The sequence below is a fragment of the Vibrio sp. ER1A genome (genome assembly GCF_000733315.1).
In the GTDB taxonomy this organism is placed as follows: Bacteria; Pseudomonadota; Gammaproteobacteria; order Enterobacterales; family Vibrionaceae; genus Vibrio; species Vibrio mediterranei.
Genome location: NZ_JPJA01000086.1, coordinates 1,623,784 through 1,641,034, shown reverse-complemented (window position 1 = coordinate 1,641,034; position 17,251 = coordinate 1,623,784). Strand labels below are relative to the sequence as shown.

16 protein-coding genes are annotated in these 17,251 nt (G+C 44.7%); 12 read left to right on the top strand and 4 right to left on the bottom strand.

Annotation, left to right across the window (positions count from 1 at the left end; all coding sequences use genetic code 11):
* Positions 1–4 precede the first annotated feature (4 nt).
* Together phnE (HW45_RS14135) and phnE (HW45_RS14130) are read left to right on the top strand one after the other, a co-directional pair.
* Positions 5–880 (top strand): phosphonate ABC transporter, permease protein PhnE, encoded by an 876-nt coding sequence (gene phnE, locus HW45_RS14135; RefSeq protein WP_038227560.1) that lies wholly within the window; start codon positions 5–7, stop codon positions 878–880.
* Entirely contained in the window at positions 877–1,743 is an 867-nt protein-coding gene (gene phnE / locus HW45_RS14130; RefSeq protein WP_006069813.1) for a phosphonate ABC transporter, permease protein PhnE, read from the top strand. Before phnE (HW45_RS14135) ends, phnE (HW45_RS14130) begins: the two co-directional genes overlap by 4 nt.
* Positions 1,744–1,805: 62 nt before the next feature.
* Here phnE (HW45_RS14130) and HW45_RS14125 read toward each other — a convergent pair whose 3' ends face one another.
* Entirely contained in the window at positions 1,806–2,816 is a 1,011-nt protein-coding gene (locus tag HW45_RS14125) for an arginine deiminase-related protein (RefSeq protein WP_038227559.1), read from the bottom strand.
* A gap of 426 nt (positions 2,817–3,242) precedes the next feature.
* On the opposite strand from HW45_RS14125, the gene HW45_RS14120 reads away from it, so the two are divergent.
* The gene (locus tag HW45_RS14120; protein WP_006069815.1) at positions 3,243–3,899 is read left to right on the top strand and encodes a Qnr family pentapeptide repeat protein; all 657 of its coding nucleotides are present in this window, start codon (positions 3,243–3,245) and stop codon (positions 3,897–3,899) included.
* 32 nt (positions 3,900–3,931) lie between these two features.
* Here HW45_RS14120 and HW45_RS14115 read toward each other — a convergent pair whose 3' ends face one another.
* Positions 3,932–4,720: an IclR family transcriptional regulator gene (locus HW45_RS14115; protein WP_006069816.1), complete on the bottom strand. Its 789-nt coding sequence runs from the start codon at positions 4,718–4,720 to the stop codon at positions 3,932–3,934.
* Positions 4,721–4,876: 156 nt separating this feature from the next.
* Here HW45_RS14115 and pta point away from each other — a divergent pair, with 156 nt between their 5' ends.
* Together pta and HW45_RS14105 are read left to right on the top strand one after the other, a co-directional pair.
* Positions 4,877–5,926: a phosphate acetyltransferase gene (gene pta, locus HW45_RS14110; RefSeq protein ID WP_038227556.1), complete on the top strand. Its 1,050-nt coding sequence runs from the start codon at positions 4,877–4,879 to the stop codon at positions 5,924–5,926.
* A gap of 8 nt (positions 5,927–5,934) precedes the next feature.
* A complete protein-coding gene (locus tag HW45_RS14105; protein WP_038227553.1) occupies positions 5,935–6,693 on the top strand; it encodes a sulfite exporter TauE/SafE family protein in 759 nt (252 codons plus the stop codon).
* Between the two features lie 69 nt (positions 6,694–6,762).
* Here the strand turns inward: HW45_RS14105 and HW45_RS14100 are convergent, their stop codons facing one another.
* Positions 6,763–8,493 carry a cobaltochelatase CobT-related protein gene (locus HW45_RS14100; RefSeq protein WP_038227552.1) on the bottom strand — a complete coding sequence of 577 codons (1,731 nt, stop codon included), beginning with the start codon at positions 8,491–8,493 and terminating at the stop codon, positions 6,763–6,765.
* On the bottom strand, positions 8,486–9,478 hold the full coding sequence (locus HW45_RS14095) for an AAA family ATPase (protein ID WP_031494238.1): 993 nt from the start codon (positions 9,476–9,478) through the stop codon (positions 8,486–8,488). Before HW45_RS14095 ends, HW45_RS14100 begins: the two co-directional genes overlap by 8 nt.
* A 268-nt stretch (positions 9,479–9,746) precedes the next feature.
* Between HW45_RS14095 and xsc the strand changes: the two genes are divergently transcribed.
* The 7 genes from xsc to HW45_RS14060 all read left to right on the top strand — a co-directional run.
* Positions 9,747–11,558 (top strand): sulfoacetaldehyde acetyltransferase, encoded by a 1,812-nt coding sequence (gene xsc, locus HW45_RS14090; RefSeq protein WP_006069821.1) that lies wholly within the window; start codon positions 9,747–9,749, stop codon positions 11,556–11,558.
* A gap of 65 nt (positions 11,559–11,623) precedes the next feature.
* Positions 11,624–12,658: a YeiH family protein gene (locus tag HW45_RS14085; protein WP_038227550.1), complete on the top strand. Its 1,035-nt coding sequence runs from the start codon at positions 11,624–11,626 to the stop codon at positions 12,656–12,658.
* 28 nt (positions 12,659–12,686) lie between these two features.
* On the top strand, positions 12,687–13,499 hold the full coding sequence (locus tag HW45_RS14080) for an FRG domain-containing protein (RefSeq protein WP_038227548.1): 813 nt from the start codon (positions 12,687–12,689) through the stop codon (positions 13,497–13,499).
* Between the two features lie 267 nt (positions 13,500–13,766).
* Positions 13,767–14,192 (top strand): nuclear transport factor 2 family protein, encoded by a 426-nt coding sequence (locus tag HW45_RS14075; protein WP_006069824.1) that lies wholly within the window; start codon positions 13,767–13,769, stop codon positions 14,190–14,192.
* Positions 14,193–14,241: 49 nt separating this feature from the next.
* Positions 14,242–15,693, top strand: coding sequence for an NAD(P)/FAD-dependent oxidoreductase (locus tag HW45_RS14070; RefSeq protein ID WP_038227546.1), 1,452 nt, complete (start codon positions 14,242–14,244; stop codon positions 15,691–15,693).
* Between the two features lie 114 nt (positions 15,694–15,807).
* Positions 15,808–16,809 (top strand): TRAP transporter substrate-binding protein, encoded by a 1,002-nt coding sequence (locus tag HW45_RS14065; RefSeq protein WP_006069826.1) that lies wholly within the window; start codon positions 15,808–15,810, stop codon positions 16,807–16,809.
* Between the two features lie 123 nt (positions 16,810–16,932).
* Positions 16,933–17,251 (top strand): TRAP transporter small permease (locus HW45_RS14060; RefSeq protein WP_152559682.1); only part of this gene is annotated, 319 nt, incomplete at its 3' end.

Genomic DNA, 17,251 nt, shown 5'->3' with positions numbered 1-17,251 from the left:
TTTCATGCAGTTTGAACAATATTACCAACAGGCTCGTCGTAAGCAGAAGATGGATGCACTTATGTGGTCTTCCATGTTTATGCTGCTTTACTTGCTTTCTGGGCATTATGCAGAGTTTAGCCTTTCAACCATTCTACATAACGCGCCTGCACTTTTTGATTATATCTACGACACACTTCCGCAGTTGTCATGGGATGTCTTATTCGCCAGTCGCGATGAGACTGGTCGCGCGGTTCCGGGTTCACTCATCTATTGGGGCTACCGACTACCGATTCAAATCCCTCTATTGTGGGAAACCATTAATGTTGCGATCGCCGCGACTCTAGTCTCATCAGTTATTGCGATTATCTTGGCATTTTTAGCCGCCAGTAATGGTTATGCGCCTGCATCTGTCAGAGTGGCTGTGCGTTCTTTTGTTGCCTTCTTGCGCACCATGCCGGAGCTTGCCTGGGCGGTGATGTTTGTGATGGCTTATGGTGTCGGAACGTTCCCAGGGTTCGTGGCACTGACACTGCATACGATAGGTAGCTTGACCAAGCTGTTTTATGAATCCATCGAGACCATTTCTGATAAGCCAGTTCGAGGTTTAACGGCGTGTGGTTCAACACCAATCCAACGACTACGTTTTGCCTTTTGGCCGCAGATTAAGCCAACAGTTCTGTCGTATATATTTCTAAGATTTGAAATCAATTTTCGCTCATCGACCATTCTTGGTTTAGTTGGGGCGGGTGGTATTGGTCAAGAGTTGATGACGAATATTAGCTTGGGTAGACATGATCAGGTCAGCATCACGCTGTTGTTGATCATCATTGTCGTCGCGCTCATAGACATGACGTCTGGTGTGCTACGCAAAAAAGTTATCAGTGGAGATGTAAAATGACGGAACTAACGTTAGAGCAAATCAAACAAGAAAATAAAGCGATTTTCTCGCAACAAAAACGTTATTTAACCATTGTTGCAGTGCTTGCGAGCAGCGTTTTGGTGTATTACTTCTTGTTCTTTACGTTTTTTGGCGTGTCTTCAAAGCAGTTTGAAATGGGCAATAGCAAAATTATGAGCTATTTCCTGCATATGTTTGTATGGAGAGACTTTTGGGATTGGCCGTTTGCCTATTACTTTAAGCAAATAGCGATAACACTGGCGATTGTATTTGGCGGCACGTTAACGGCGTCTCTTGTGGCGTTGCCTTTGTCATTTATGGCTGCTCGTAACGTGATGACGGGACCATTTCGCTTTATTGCTACCTTTATGCGCCGTGTGTTTGATGTTTTACGCGGAATTGATATGGCGATTTGGGGCATGATCTTTGTGCGTGCTGTGGGCTTAGGGCCTCTTGCCGGTGTAATGGCGGTATTCGTTCAAGATCTAGGGCTATTCGGAAAACTGTATGCAGAGAGTCACGAATCAGCAGATAAGAAACCGTCACGTGGCTTAACCGCGTTGGGCGCGAATAATCTACAGAAACATCGTTTTGCCATCTTTACTCAGTCGTTCCCGACTTTTCTTGCATTAACCTTGTATCAATTGGAATCAAATACTCGTTCTGCGGCGGTATTAGGTTTTGTTGGTGCTGGCGGTATCGGCTTAGTTTATGCGGAGAACATGCGCTTGTGGAATTGGGATGTAGTGACGTTTATTACGCTGGTTCTTGTTGCCATCATCATGGGTCTGGATAAGGTATCGAGTATTCTGAGACAGAAATACATTGTGGGAGAGAATGTCCCGTTGTATGAAAAGCGTTAGTCAACGCAGAGTTAGCCTTAAAACGGGCTAACCCTGGGTGCTTGTTCTTGTGTGCTAAAGGGTTAGTCTTCACGTACCAATGCGGCATGACTGCAACGCATTCCACCACCAGTGGCGTGATTGGTTTCAGTCATATCTGTGTAGAGAACTTCGATCCCTTTAGCTTCAAGCTGATCACCAATATGCTTGAACTCGCTCGACATGGCATAAACCCCTTTTCCTAATGGGAGACCATTACAGGCGTCTATTCGAGCTTCTTCCAATGTGCAATTGACAATATCCCAGTCTTTAATCAGATCTGGCAAGCCGTACGGGAAGGCATCTAGACAGACTAATGCTAAGCCTTCTCGAGGTAAGGACAAGCAACAGTCAAGGTGCATTACCTCTGGGCTATATTCGACAAAGTGAACGGTCCAACCTTGTGAATGCAGGAGATCTGCCGCCCATTGTAATCCTTTCATATTGGAGTCAATACCGTTGTAGCCCAGCAACACGTTATTGTTGCCCATAACGAATATGTCACCACCGGTTAAAAATGGGCCTTGGCCGCCCTCCGAACACTCCATATCTGTTTCCGGCATTGGTATATTGACCCATTTAGCATCGGTACCTGCGACACGTTCATTAAGAATATGGCGATATGTGAACACATCTTTATGGCGCATTGGGAAGCGATTAGCACCTTCGATGACAATGTTACCAACTACTGAGAGCGGGTCTTTCACAAACAACGAGCCTACACCGGATTCTTTGTAGAGTAGTTCTTGTTCGGTTAACAATCTTGGACGGTGTACTTTAATACCTTTAGTTTCAAGCAGTTTGACCCAATCTTCGACTTCTTGTTTAATTTTCTTAAAGCGAACCGGATCGGCGTCAGCAAAGGACTGACTGCCATTAACCATAATTTTGTCTCGATCTTCTTTATTAAAGATGCCCATACGGTTGGCTAAGGTCTTGCCGATAACCGGGTAGGCGAGTTGGTCGGCGCGTCCAATGATTACCTCTTTCAGAGTTCCCCATTCTGACCCGACCCAAATATCAGATTTTCTGGTTTTACTTAACATTTTTTGCATTTATCCACCTCACGCAGTTGTTGTAAGGTGAGCATGCCATTGTCTCGTCTCTGTCCATAATCAGACACCGATGGGAGAAAACAACAGTTTAAAAACAATGATATATGATTTTCTCCGCTATTAATTTTATCTTGAGCGTTCGTTCAAAATGATTTGGAACGAGCGTTCAGTTAAAGCAATTGAAGTATTTCGTGAACTCATGTGTACGGAACGATCACAAAGAACTCCTAATCGCTGATAAGAGTCATTAAACTTTTTTTCGAGTACGAGCATCCGATGAGAAAGTTTTAATAAGCTTAGGAGCGTTTCTAGGGGCCTTAAATTGGCGATTTATAGGGGTGGTAATGTACTGTATTTTAAAGGTTTATTTTTCTAGGAACTGTGCGTTATGAGTGTTAGTCTCGCAGCATAATGAGGAGCAACACTATGAATCTGAAAGATAAAGTATTCCAACACCATGACTTTTCTCGGCAAGATCTTTCTGGAGCCGTTTTTGAAAACTGTCAGTTTTTTCACTGTGACTTTGCTCGGGCAGATCTCACGGATGCAAGGTTTGAGCGTTGTAAATTCATCGAAACCTCGGACCTAGAAGGATGTCATTTTGACTATGCCAATTTGAAGGATGCCAGTTTTAATAATTGCCAGTTAGCCATGTGTAATTTTGAAGGAGCTGATTGTTTTGGCATAGAGCTACGTGAATGTGACTTGAAAGGGGCGAATTTCCAGCGTGCAAGATTTGCCAATCAAGTCAGTCACACTATGTATTTTTGTTCTGCGTATATCACGGGTTGTAACTTGTCTTATGCCAACCTAGAGCGACAGGTTTTAGAAAAGTGCGAGTTGTTTGAGAACCGTTGGATTGGGGCTAACTTAATGGGGGCGTCATTAAAAGAATCAGATCTCAGCCGTGGGGTATTCTCAGCTGACGCTTGGTCGCAGTTTCGGTTTCAAGGGGCGGATTTGTGTCATGTAGATCTTGAGGGGCTGGACCCCAGAAGAGTGGATCTCACCGGGGTAAAAATTTGCGACTGGCAACAAGAGCAGCTTTTAGAGCCACTGGGTTTGGTAGTTCTACCGGGCTAAGTGCTCTCGGTGCCTTTTCATCAGGTTTGGGGTTAATCATTACCCCAATTATCGGCTTCTATTTTTGCCAGTGCCTTCGCTGCTTTTTGTAGTGCAGGCAAGAACTTGATGGCTTCATCCGGTTTAACGCGAATAACCGGAGCCTGTATCGCTAAACCGAGGTTAGATTGCCCGGTAGGAGAGGGTACCAGAACCGCAATACACACCAAGCCAGGTAAGAATTCCTCATCATCGATAGCGAAACCTTGAATCTTTGCTTCCTCAATGTCTTTTTCCAATTCTGAGTATTCGGTGATGGTGTTCACGGTATATTGAGTAAGCGGAACGTTTTCAATCAGGCGTCTACGCTGTGACTTCGACATATGTGCGAGAAACAGTTTGCCTGTTGCAGAGCAGTGAACAGGAACACGCGAACCTGGATGTAAGTGGAAGCGAAGCGGGGCTTCTGTCTCTGCTCTATCGAGGTAAATGATTTCGCCACTGGAGAGCGCTGTCAGGTTACAGCTTTCGCCCACTTCGGCCCGTAGGTTTTCAAGAATCGTGCGGCGGGCACTGTGCATGGTGCTGTTTAGCAACAAATTCTCGGCTAGCTTTCTCAAACGAATTCCGGAGCTATAGTGCTTTTCATCCCCATCTTTTTGAATGATGCCTGCGGCCTCTAACTGCTGCAGCATACGATGTAGGGTTGGCTTTGGTAATCCCGTTTCTTCTACTAATCCTTGAAGAGATATGAACTCGTCTTTTTGCGCTATCACCTCTAATAGTGCAAAAAGTCTGAGCGTAGGAGTATCTCCTTGAACTTGTGGTGTTTCTGTTGGCATAGAGTCATTCATCCTTGCGATACGTCGAAGTCTAAGATTGTACATTCCAATTTAGTATATATCCATTTTCTGAATAAAATTTGATCTTTTGTATTAGTGTCATTAACATGAAATAAAATTATGGAACAATATGTCTCGATAAATGGAGTTTGTTATATGAAGGCGATAGAAAGGATTGTCAACAAAGCTCACTTAGATCGTAAGAGGGTGGTGTTGAGTGAAGCAGAAGACCCTCGTGTGCTTACCGCTGCTCGCATGGCTGTCGATAAGCAATTGGCATACATTACCTTAGTTGGCGACGAACAAACCATTGCAGAGGCTGCGGAGCGGTATCATGTGAGTCTCGCTGGCATTCATATTGTTTCACCACAGAGTTCACCGCTTAAAGAAGTGTTAGCAGAGCGGTTATATCTGCTGCGTAAAGCAAAAGGTATGTCTTACAACGACGCGCTCGAACAAGTGCAAAACCCGCTTATTTTCGCCAACCTAATGGTCAGAGAAGGGCTAGGCGACGGTACTGTGAATGGTGCTGTGTACACTACTTCTGATGTGGTTCGTGCAGCGCTTCAAATCATCGGTCCTGCTCCAGATAGCGAGCTAGTATCGAGTTTCTTTTTAATGATGTTATGTGAGCCTTTTCATAACCTCAAAGGTGGTTTGATTTTTAGTGATTGCGGATTAGTCATTGATCCGAATGAAGCAGAGCTGGCGTCTATTGCGATTTCAGCTTCAGCCAGCGCCAAATCGCTATTAATGGAAGAACCTAAAGTTGCCATGTTGTCGTTTTCCACCAACGGCAGCGCTAAACATGAGTCCGTTGACAAAGTTCGCAATGCCGCACAACTTGTAAAGCAGCGCTGCCCTGACATCGCTGTTGACCAAGATGTACAGTTGGATGCGGCAATTGTTACTGAAATTGCTGCAAAGAAGCTGCCTGACTCACAAGTCAAGGGCAAATCAAATGTACTGATATTCCCCAATTTGGAAGCCGGAAACATCGGTTACAAGTTGGCGGAGCGATTAGGTGGTGCAGTAGCTATAGGACCGTTGTTGCAAGGGTTAAATCAGCCTGCGAATGACCTATCTAGGGGATGCAGCGCCGAGGATATTCTTCATGTTATTGCGGTTACTGCAGTGCAAGCCCAACAAGATCGAAACATCAAACACACTCCACCCGCTTCAATAAAAGAAGGGATAACCAACTAGGGAAACAAATGGAATTACCGACGTTACTCGCCATTCTTGCCACCATAGTCATTGGCACCTATTTTCAGACAGTAACTGGCTTTGGCCTTGGCATCATTGTCATTGGTTTGACGGTGAGCCTAAATCTGGTCGCTTTACCTGTGATTGCAGCGGTGGTGAGTATTGTTACCTTGTTCAATTGTTTGGTGGCGTTGGTAGGTAAACCATTATCTGGTGATCTTAAAACCATGTTGGTTCTGGTAATTGGCATTATACCGGGTGTCGTTGCTGGAGTATTTTTGCTTGATCAACTCAGTGAATCGGCAACCAATATGTTACGCGGTCTTCTTGGTGTCATGATTTTAGCGGCTGGGCTCAATTTCATGTTTAAGCCGAAAACGTTAACGCGGCGTTCTGCTGCAGCGTCTTTTCTATTTTCTGGTTTTGGTTCGGGGCTTACTGGCGGCCTATTTGGTATGGCGGGCCCACCGATTGTTTACCATCTTTATCGGCAGCCTTTTTCTATTGAATTAGTGCGCAGCACGCTGTTGATGGTCTTCGCTTGTACCTCGGCTTCGCGCACCGCTTACGTGTATTTCGACGGTAGCTTGAGTGTCAGTATCCTTTGGTTATCTGTCATTGCCGTTCCGCTGGTGGCTTTGGTCACTCTAATCGCTAGGCGTTATCCGCCTCCATTATCAAACGATCAGTTGAGAAAGACGGTGTTCGGTGTCTTGATGGTTATTGGAGGGTATTTAATGGGGGTATCTGCTTCGGCGTTGGTATGAAAAGTCCCCTATCTAGTTACAGTCCCATAAACCCTCAAATAAGCTATGTTTAGTTGCCACAGTGTTACTCTAACCTGTGTGCTTTCTCAACATCCCAAACACCTCTTGGCATAAACTAAACAAACAACTTTCTTGGACATCTAGGGTGATGTTGTTGCGATAGTAGGGGCTCAGGTCGACGCCCATGCCGACGCCGTAGATCTCAATGTTATTACGGTGGGATTCGCGCTCTATGGTTTGCTTTAGGTGGTTGTCTAGATAAAACTGATCGTTGGCGGTGCTGGTGGCGGTGTCCATAGGGCAACCATCTGAGAAGATGATGAGGATTTTTCGTTGCGCCCCTTGCGATGTTAAACGTTGGGTGGCGAACTGGACGGCTTCTCCATCGATGCCCTCTTTAAAAATATCAGCCTTTCGTAAGCTGGCGATGCCGAGTCGAGCGCGTCGCCAATGTGTCTCAAAGTCTTTGAAGACGATATGTCTAAGCTCGTTCAGACGGCCAGGGTGTTTTGGCTGGCCTTGCTGAAGCCACTGTCGATATACTCTTCCACCATTCCAGTTACCGGTCGTGAAACCAAGGATTTCGAAAGGGATATCGGCTAACCCTACCGATTTAAGTAAAGTATCCATCAACAAGCTCATTTTGTGACTGTGCTTTTGCATAGAACCAGAGCAGTCCATTAGAAAGGTAATTGCACATTGGTGGGAGATGCCTAGTTCTGGCTGTGAAAAGATGCTGCGTTCAAGAGGTGACGTAACCAGCTTCGTGAGAGTGTCGGCGTTGACTACCCCCTCTTCGAGATGGTCTTGGCGCTTATTGTGCTGAGGAGTTTGTACAATACTAGACAAGATAGCGGCCAACCGGCGAGTATTCACTTGCCTAGCCATCATATCATCTGTGAGTTTTTGCCGCAGATCCAGTAGTAATGCTCGTCTAACCAAAGTGTCGGCTCTAACCTCTCTGTCAAACTCCCGACTAAACACTTGGTAATTTGATCCAGCCAATTGAAAAGCTTTACTGTTGCCAGTGATGTCTGCTTCGACGTCATGATCTTCAATATCGCCGTCTACAATCAAGGCAAGTTGCGCGAGGATTTTAATGTCTTCCTCTACTGTTGGTGTGGGCTGGTTGTTGGATTGTTCCTGCTCTTGCTTTATGAGTTCACTGGCTAGCGCGGCAAGCTCCTTAGCGTAAGCAGCATATAGTTGTTGATCGCAACGGTGTTTTTTAAGCTGAACTAAACAGGTGCCGATTATCGGCACGATCCCTGCGCGAGTAGATTCTATCGCTTCGGCTATAGGCTCTGAAACCGGCATGCCAATCATACGTGTGTAAATGACTTGCATAAGAGTGAAAAGAAGCATCCCGAGACGAGACTCGGTAAAGCCGTTTTGATGATACTGCTCACTCCAATAACTGAAATTAAATCGAGTGCTGGTCTGAATACCAGCTAAGTAATGCGGGATTTGCGACTCGATACGTACTTGTTCGCAAAAGTCGAATAGGAGCCGTTCTACTTCATGACTTGGACGCAGCGAATAATGTAATTCTGCGTCAGAAATCAATAGTCGGAATGCTGAAGAGTCTATCTTTCCCTGCATCGCCAGTTTACTTTTTGTTAACTCATGTCGAGAAACAAACGTGAGATCGTTAGCATGCGCTGAGAGAAAGTAGCAAGGTTGGTCGCCTTTATACAATCGCTCACCACGGTAGTTTAGCGTGGCATCACCGCTGATTGCGCGGGCAACAGAAACGCTTAGGTCAAGAATCTTCTTCTGTCGAGACGACACATTAGCCATGGCTTGTCTGCTCCATAGTAGAGGAGGAGGAAGTGCTCGCAATCAAAGGTTCGCCGAAGCATCGGAAGTAGTACTCGCTAACAAGTTGCTTTTCTTCTTCTTCACATCGATTTAGAAAGGACAGCCGGAACGCTGTTGCGACATCATTAAAGATTCGAATGTTCTCTGCCCAAGTCAGCACGGTCCTGGGGGACATAACGGTAGAAAGATCGCCTGCCATAAATCCATTGCGCGTCATTCCTGCTGTCGCAATCATTTGCTCGATGAGTGTAAAGCCAAGGTCATTATTAAGTTCCGGATTCTTGGATAACACGATATTAGCTTCGTGTTTAGGGTCGAGATAGTTCAGAGTCGCAATGATATTCCATCGATCTAGTTGGCTATGATTGAGTACTTGAGTACCGGAATACAAACCAGAGAAGTTGCCAAGACCTAGGGTGTTACAGGTAGCGAACAACCGGAAATAAGGATGCGGAGTGATGACACGGTTTTGCTCCAGAGACGTGTATTTGCCATCTTGCTCTAGTAATTGCTGAATCACAAACATCACGTCTGGTCGCCCTGCATCGTATTCGTCCAATACCAAAGCGATAGGTTGTTGGATACTTTGTGGCAGAATCCCTTCTTTAAATTCGGTCACTTGCATTCCATCTTTTATAACTATGCTGTCTTTGCCGATGAAATCTAATCGACTTAGATGACCGTCAAGGTTGATCCTCAAACAAGGCCAATTGAGTCGGGCAGCAACTTGTTCTATATGCGAAGACTTACCGGTACCGTGCGTACCTTGAATCAAAGTTCTGCGATTAGATGAGAAGCCAGCTAGGATGGCCAACGTTACTTCGGGATCAAAACAATAGTTGGGGTCGATTTGTGGAACGTATTCTCCAGCTTCCTCAAACGCCCACACCGTTAAGTCACTATCAATACCGAAGTACTCTCTAACGCTAACCTGTTTCGTCGGTACCCATTCCTTTTCTTTCATTGCTCATTCCCTCTATATAGCGTGCAAATTTCCGGTAACGGTTGGTGATGTTCATCGATTATGAACAGCGTAGCTTGAGTTAACGATACTTTTTGTACAAAAAACTATCAATAATGTGATCTAGTTTTATTAATTGGAATAAATTATTCCAATTTAAGATAAAAAATTGACGCGCAAAAATTCTACTACTAAGGTGAATGTGAATTTAAAAAAGAGACAATTCATTCCGAAAAATGAAATTTTAGTTCAACTCAAGGAGAAGGGAAGGATGAGCGAGCAAGAAAAACGCACGGTTGTTTCCGGCAATACAACGATGACACCATCAGAAGCGTTTGTTGAAACTATGGTCGCCAATGATGTTACTGACATGTTCGGCATCATGGGGTCAGCATTTATGGACGCAATGGACATCTTTGCTCCTGCTGGCATTCGATTAATTCCAGTGGTTCACGAGCAGGGCGCTGCTCATATGGCGGATGGTTACTCACGAGTATCTGGTCGTCATGGTGTGGTTATCGGACAAAACGGTCCGGGTATCAGTAACTGTGTTACTGCGATTGCAGCAGCTTATTGGGCACATAGTCCCGTGGTTATCGTCACGCCAGAAACCGGAACAAAAACAATGGGATTAGGTGGTTTCCAAGAGTGTAACCAGCTTCCTATGTTCCAAGAGTTCACTAAATATCAAGGTCATGTGACGCACCCAGACCGTATGGCGGAATACACGGGTCGTTGTTTTGACCGCGCGATGAGTGAGATGGGTCCAACGCAATTGAACATTCCGCGTGACTACTTTTATGGTGAGATTCAAACGGAAATTCCAAAACCTGCACGTTTAGATAGAGGGCCAGGTGGCGAAAAATCTCTGAATGAAGCTGCAGACCTTATTGCTGAAGCGAAGTTCCCAGTCATCATTTCTGGTGGTGGTGTGGTGATGGCAGATGCTGTCGAAGAATGTGCTGCATTAGCAGAAAGACTTGGTGCACCAGTTGTAAACAGCTACCTGCACAACGATTCCTTCCCAGCAAGTCACCCATTATGGTGTGGTCCTCTTGGATATCAAGGCTCAAAAGCAGCCATGAAGTTGATGGCGCAAGCAGACGTTGTTATTGCTCTTGGTACCCGTCTTGGTCCATTTGGTACTTTACCTCAGCATGGTATGGATTACTGGCCGAAGAACGCGAAGATCATCCAAATCGATGCCGACAACAAGATGCTTGGATTGGTTAAGAAAATCTCCGTGGGCATCTGTGGCGATGCTAAAGCGGCAGCAGTTGCATTAACAGAGCGTCTGGAAGGTCGCGAACTGCTATGTGACGAAAATAAAGCGTCTCGCCAAGACACAGTCGCAACAGAAAAAGCACTCTGGGAGAAGGAATTGGATGAGTGGACGCACGAACGTGACCCATTCAGCCTAGATATGATTGAAGAAAACGCGCAAGAAACGCCGTTCTCTGGTGGTGAATATCTCCACCCTCGCCAAGTGCTTCGTGAGTTGGAAAAGGCGATGCCAGAAGATGTCATGGTATCTACCGACATTGGTAACATTAACTCGGTTGCTAACAGCTATCTGCGTTTTGAAAAGCCACGTAGCTTCTTTGCAGCAATGAGTTTTGGTAACTGTGGTTACGCATTCCCAACCATTATTGGTGCGAAGGCTGCTGCACCACATCGTCCAGCTATTTCTTATGCCGGTGACGGTGCGTGGGGAATGAGCCTGATGGAAACCATGACATGTGTTCGTCACAACATTCCAGTGACTGCAGTAGTATTCCACAACCGTCAGTGGGGCGCAGAGAAGAAAAACCAAGTGGATTTCTACAACCGCCGATTCGTTGCAGGCGAGTTAGATAACCAAAGTTTCGCGGAAATTGCACGTGCGATGGGCGCTGAAGGGATCACGGTTGATAAACTAGAAGATGTCGGCCCTACTCTTCAAAAAGCCATCGACATGCAGATGAACGAAGGCAAAACGACGGTTATTGAAATCATGTGTACACAAGAACTGGGCGACCCGTTCCGTCGTGATGCGCTATCAAAACCGGTTCGCTTCCTAGATAAATACAAAGACTACGTATAGGTCACGGGAAGACTGTCCGGCCAATGTTTGGCCGGACAATAAGAACACACGGAAAGGTGAGCGTGATGATTTCGAAAACCATGAAAATGCCGAGAACGCTGTATGGAGAAGCGATGGGTATCGCACCTGGCTTATTACTCAGCATAGTAATAGCTGCGGCCGCGACGTTCGTCTCCGACCATTATGGTGGTCCCAAATTTCTTTATGCATTGTTGCTTGGTATTTCTCTGCATTTTCTTTCTGACCATGAAAAATGTGGTGCAGGTATCGAGTTTGCAGCTAAAAAATTGGTGCGCATAGGTGTTGCTTTATTAGGGGTACGCATTGCATACAGCGATGTCAGCACTATCGGATTAGATGGCGTTGGTATTCTTGCTGGTGCGGTGGTGTTGACCATCATGTTCAGCCTACTTTTTGCCAAGCTGTTGAATGTTTCTGGCACATTTGGATTACTTGCAGGTGGCGCAACGGGAATCTGTGGTATTTCTGCCGCGATGGCCATTTCATCTACGATACCGCAAAACAAAGAGAATGAGCAGTACACGTTAATGACTGCAATTGGTGTGGCCGCGTTTTCAACGATTGCTATGGTACTTTACCCATTAGTGGTGACCTCATTGCAACTATCGCCAAGTGAAGCAGGCATGTTCTTAGGTGGTTCAATTCATGATGTCGCTCAGGTTGTTGGTGCAGGTTTTATGCTGTCGACAGAGATCGGTGATGCATCAACGTTGGCGAAAATGTTTCGAGTAGCCATGCTAATGCCAGTGATACTGCTAATCGCATTGTCATTTCGAGCGCAAAAACAAAGTGACGGAAAGGAAAACCATATTAATGCGCCAATAATCCCTTTTTTCCTATTGGTGTTTATTGCTCTGATTGTTGTCAATAGCTTTAATCTTGTCCCTGATTCTGTCTCGGAAGGTATGTCAGAAATATCTAAGTGGTGCTTGGTTATTTCAATTGCAGCCTTAGGCGTAAAGACATCATTTGAGAAGCTTTTCTCATTAGGGTGGAAACCAATCATATTGCTTTTACTAAATGCAATGTTCATTGCCGGGTATATGTTGGCGGTAATTTACACCCAGAGAATGATTTAATTAGCTAATTCATATTTCGGTAGCAAGAGTGTTCATTATGAATGATAAGCATTATATAAATACAATAGAAGAACTATATGAAATAGTGAATTTATTCTCTGAATGCAATAATAATGACCCTTTGATATATCGAGCGGAAGAATGTTCAAAAGGCGGACTAATTCCAAGCTTGGGTAAAGTAAATAGTAATAATCTAAGGCGAGTAGAACAAGAGCTTCTTTCAACTATGAAAGTTTATGGTGTGCCGATGTTGGACTCTCGTGACATCAATGAATGGCTATTAATGTGTTTATCCAATCAGCAAGGGTTTCCAACGCGTTTACTTGAATGGACTGACAGTCTGTTTAACGTAATGTGGTCGGTTTGTAATAGCTCAACAGAGGACTGTGTAAATATTCTTAAGGTCCGGGACTGTCATAAGGTGAATTTTGTAAAATCTCCCCATGACATTGAAAATACGAAAATATTTAAAGCGACCGACTGCGATTTTAGAACGACGAAAAACGATGAATGGTACTCAATTCATCCATTTGAAAAGGAAAGAAATGGCAGCCTTCTTTCTCTTTATGATGATCAGCGATATGTAACGGATTTGATATCTATTTACATATCGCCATCGGTAAAAAATAACTTATTAAAGGAGCTAATATCTATGAGTGCATTAAACAAAACTTCAATAACAGTTGAAGAAAAAATGGCGAATATAGATTCCAAACATAATTTAGATAATAACGGTAAGACTAATAAGGGTGAAATAAGTAACGACCTTGAAGTAATTTTTCATGATAGAAAACTGGAACAATATGGACGTAAGTATCATCAAGATTTTGATTTCGACTAGAAAGAATTAGCAGAGAAAGCAAACAAGCGTTTGAATTATCAGTGAGTGATAAATGCTTTTAAATCTAACGAGGTCAATAATTAAATTATAAAAAAAACTAAATCTGTGAGCTTAAAGTTTGTACATACCATAACTCAAAGTTAGAGTTGGAGTTATGTTATAAATTTGTTAACTTGCTGTATTTCTAGTTTAAATACTCTAATAAAACGGCAGTCTAAAACTGCTTTGTATTAAATCAATAACGAAAACATAAAAGGACCCTGGAATATGAATATGCAAACCAATGCCGCGACATTAGTGCAGGAAAACCAAGTCGATACGACATTTTTACAGTCCTTTAGTGATGCGTGGAATAACCACGATATCGAAGCCTTGATGTCATTTATGACCGATGATTGTGTGTTCCACACTGTTGCAGGTGATGGCTTGCTAGGAAACACCATTGAAGGGTACGAAGCGGTTCGCAACAGTTTTGAGTTGGTATGGCAAAACTTTCCAGACGCAGCTTGGAGCGACCCTGTGCACTTTGTTTGCGGCGATCGAGCAGTAACAGAATCTACATTCTCCGCAACTAACCCAGATGGCACTGTTATCGAAGCTCGTATGGTGGACGTTTTCACGCTACGTGAAGGGAAGATCAGTGTTAAGAACGCCTTTAGAAAAACTCGACCAGTAATAACTCCCAATAAGTAAACGCGGCAACCACTGTTCGTTCACGTGTTATGACTAGGAGAGTCGAATTATGAGTTTAGTAATGGAACAACCAGCAGTAGATGCTGTAGAAGCTAAAGCGAAAAGTACCCAAGCCAAAGATAAATACGACCCGAAATATGATCCTCTAAAAGACAAAACGCCAGGTCACGGTAAAGAGTATGCGCCGACATACTGGGTTGATACGGCAGGTGCACCGCCAGAAGATGATGGGCCAATAATGTCCGATATGGACGTTGATGTTGCCATTATTGGTTCTGGATTTACTGGGCTGAGTACGGCTATACACCTTGCCGAAATGTACGGTATTAAAGCAACCGTTATTGAGGCGAATCGCTTAAGTTGGGGCTGCAGTACTCGAAATGGCGGTCAGGCTCAATGTGCTTCAGGGAGGTTAAAGCGCTCTCAGTGGATTGAACGCTGGGGTCTAGAAACGGCTTTGAAAATGCACCGCGAATGCGTTGATGGTATGAACACATTTAAAGAGTTAATCAAAGATATCGACTGCGACCCACAGCCTGGCGGTCACCTCTATGTGGCGCACCGACCCAAAATGATGCCAGGTTTAGAGAAAGAAGCAAAACTGCTGCGTGACACCTTCAATTACGATGCGCAAATTTTGGATGCTGAGACAGTAAAACGCGATTACGTCGGCGATCAAGAAGCCGCAGGTGCAATGCACGAGCCAGAAGGCATCGGCATTCACGCAGGCAAACTAGCGTTCGGCTACTTGAGAAAAGCACGAGCATTAGGTGTGAAAGTTCATCCGTCAAGCCCTGTTATGGGATGGGAAACTCGCGGTGGCGTGCACTACCTTAAAACACCAGGTGGTGTGGTAAAGGCTCGTTCAGTTGGGGTTTGCACTGGTGGCTACACCAGTCAAGGTCTGCACTCTGAGCTAAAAAACCGTTTGTTGCCAGTGCTGTCCAATTCAATGGTTACACGCCCTTTGACGCAACAGGAGATTGCCGCGTGTAATTTCAAAACCAATCAGGTGATTACAGATACGCGTGTTCTTCGTCATTACTATCGCTTGCTACCAGACAATCGAGTTCAGATAGGAACTCGCAGTGCCATTACAGGTAAAAATGCGCCAGAGAAGAAATATGAAGATATGTTGCTCGCCGATCTCACGCGTAAATTCCCAGCCCTAGATCAGATCAAAATCGATTACTCATGGTGGGGATGGGTGGATGTAAGCCACGACATGATGCCAAGGATCTATCAGCCCAATCCATCGCAATCCATATTCTACGCCTTAGGTTACGGCGGTAATGGTGTGATGTATTCCGCACAAGCCGGCAAACGTCTGGCTCAATGGATTGGCGGAGAAGGACACAAACTGGATTTACCCATATTCGAATCAAAACTTCCGTTTCCAAACGTGAGGGAAGTGGTGGAGTCAGAGATGTTTGCACCATTTCGACGAGTAGGACAGCGATTCCTTTATCAGTGGTATTCGCTAAAGGATGAGGTGCTGTGACACTTAAAACATGTTTCCAAAATAGGGAAATAATGACGACCAGGAAAGTTGTACCAGGTCACCTTGTGAGCAAAGTACAGAGCGGATGTCTGTACGATATTAAAGGTTAAGACTATGAAACTTATTAAGAACAAAATCATTGCGGGTATGACAATTGCGGCGACGGCAGTGTTCTCGTATACGGCTGCGGCAGCAAATTTCAAAATGGCTATTGGCGATGCCGCTGGCGGAACGCAATGGGAGCTAGCCACAACGTTCTCCGAGCTAATGGAGAAAAAGACGGATGGCAAAGTAAAGATTGACCTATTTCCAAATGGACAATTGGGTAATGAACAAGACACCGTCAATGATGCGGCTATCGGTCTATTAGACTTCTCTGTTCTAGCTATAAACAACGTAACCCCATTTTCACCAACGGTTGGCCTACTGACCATGCCATATGTGATTCAAAGCCCTGAAGAAGCAGTGCTATTGACACAAGGCCAGGTTGGTCAGGAGCTGGTTGAAAACACCATTCGTGATGCAGGCGTTCGTATTGTAGGTTGGGCGTACTCAGGCTTTAGAGTCTTGACCAACTCGAAGAAACCAGTTGCCTCACCAGAAGATTTAAAAGGGTTGGTTATTCGTGTTCCTCGCAACGAAATCATGATCGCGTCTTATCAAGCATGGGGCGTAAACCCAACTCCAATGGCGTGGTCTGAGACTTTTACAGGTCTGCAACAGGGCGTGGTAGATGGTCAAGATAACCCATACATCACAGTGTATGCGATGAAATTTAATGAGGTACAAAAGTATGTCACTAATATTCGCTATATCTTCTCTCTTGAGCCGTTGATTGTCAGTGAAACTGTATTCCAGCAACAAACTCCAGAGATGCAAAAAACCATTCTGGAAGCAGGCCAAGAGGCGACAGAGCATAGCTTCGCTTACCTTGAGCAAACTGAGAGCAAGATTCGTAAAGACCTTGAAGACAAGGGCATGGTATTTACCGACCCTGCCAATGGTGAAAAAGAGTGGATCGAGAAAGTCACGACGTCTGTTTGGCCAAAATTCTACTCAAGCATCGGAGGTAAAGAGAAGCTAGACAACGTTCTTGAGCTACTGGGTAGACAATAACGATTAGTTACGCCCTATCTATTGGTGACCTGATAGATAGGGTTTTTGCATGGCTTTACTCGTTTATCTGTTCATACATATTGAGCGACTGGTTGTCATGTAAAAATCAACATTGGAGGTTATATGTCAGTCGCTAAAATAATTAGAAAACACCTAAACAACATTGAGGAGTACACCTGTTGTTTACTACTAGCGAGCTTTGTCTTACTGCTGTTCACGCAAATTTTAACTCGTCAGTTGTTTGACTATTCCATTCCTTGGGGTGATGAAGTCGCCACCTACATGTTTGTTTGGTTCGCTTATTTAGGTGCGGTAGTTGCCGCGAAAATGTCCGCTCATAACCGAGTGAGTTTCCACTTCAAGTTCTTTCCACCGATTGTTCAGACCATCAGTGAAACCATCGCAGATTTCTTATGGCTGCTGTTCAAGGTAAGGAAACTCA

Bases quoted from the DNA above. Each gene is read 5' to 3' on its own strand.
- phnE (WP_038227560.1), top strand. From the start codon at position 5: ATGCAGTTTGAACAATATTACCAACAGGCTCGTCGTAAGCAGAAGATG.
- phnE (WP_006069813.1), top strand. From the start codon at position 877: ATGACGGAACTAACGTTAGAGCAAATCAAACAAGAAAATAAAGCGATT.
- HW45_RS14125 (WP_038227559.1), bottom strand. From the start codon at position 2,816: ATGCAAAAAATGTTAAGTAAAACCAGAAAATCTGATATTTGGGTCGGG.
- HW45_RS14120 (WP_006069815.1), top strand. From the start codon at position 3,243: ATGAATCTGAAAGATAAAGTATTCCAACACCATGACTTTTCTCGGCAA.
- HW45_RS14115 (WP_006069816.1), bottom strand. From the start codon at position 4,720: ATGCCAACAGAAACACCACAAGTTCAAGGAGATACTCCTACGCTCAGA.
- pta (WP_038227556.1), top strand. From the start codon at position 4,877: ATGAAGGCGATAGAAAGGATTGTCAACAAAGCTCACTTAGATCGTAAG.
- HW45_RS14105 (WP_038227553.1), top strand. From the start codon at position 5,935: ATGGAATTACCGACGTTACTCGCCATTCTTGCCACCATAGTCATTGGC.
- HW45_RS14100 (WP_038227552.1), bottom strand. From the start codon at position 8,493: ATGGCTAATGTGTCGTCTCGACAGAAGAAGATTCTTGACCTAAGCGTT.
- HW45_RS14095 (WP_031494238.1), bottom strand. From the start codon at position 9,478: ATGAAAGAAAAGGAATGGGTACCGACGAAACAGGTTAGCGTTAGAGAG.
- xsc (WP_006069821.1), top strand. From the start codon at position 9,747: ATGAGCGAGCAAGAAAAACGCACGGTTGTTTCCGGCAATACAACGATG.
- HW45_RS14085 (WP_038227550.1), top strand. From the start codon at position 11,624: ATGATTTCGAAAACCATGAAAATGCCGAGAACGCTGTATGGAGAAGCG.
- HW45_RS14075 (WP_006069824.1), top strand. From the start codon at position 13,767: ATGAATATGCAAACCAATGCCGCGACATTAGTGCAGGAAAACCAAGTC.
- HW45_RS14070 (WP_038227546.1), top strand. From the start codon at position 14,242: ATGAGTTTAGTAATGGAACAACCAGCAGTAGATGCTGTAGAAGCTAAA.
- HW45_RS14065 (WP_006069826.1), top strand. From the start codon at position 15,808: ATGAAACTTATTAAGAACAAAATCATTGCGGGTATGACAATTGCGGCG.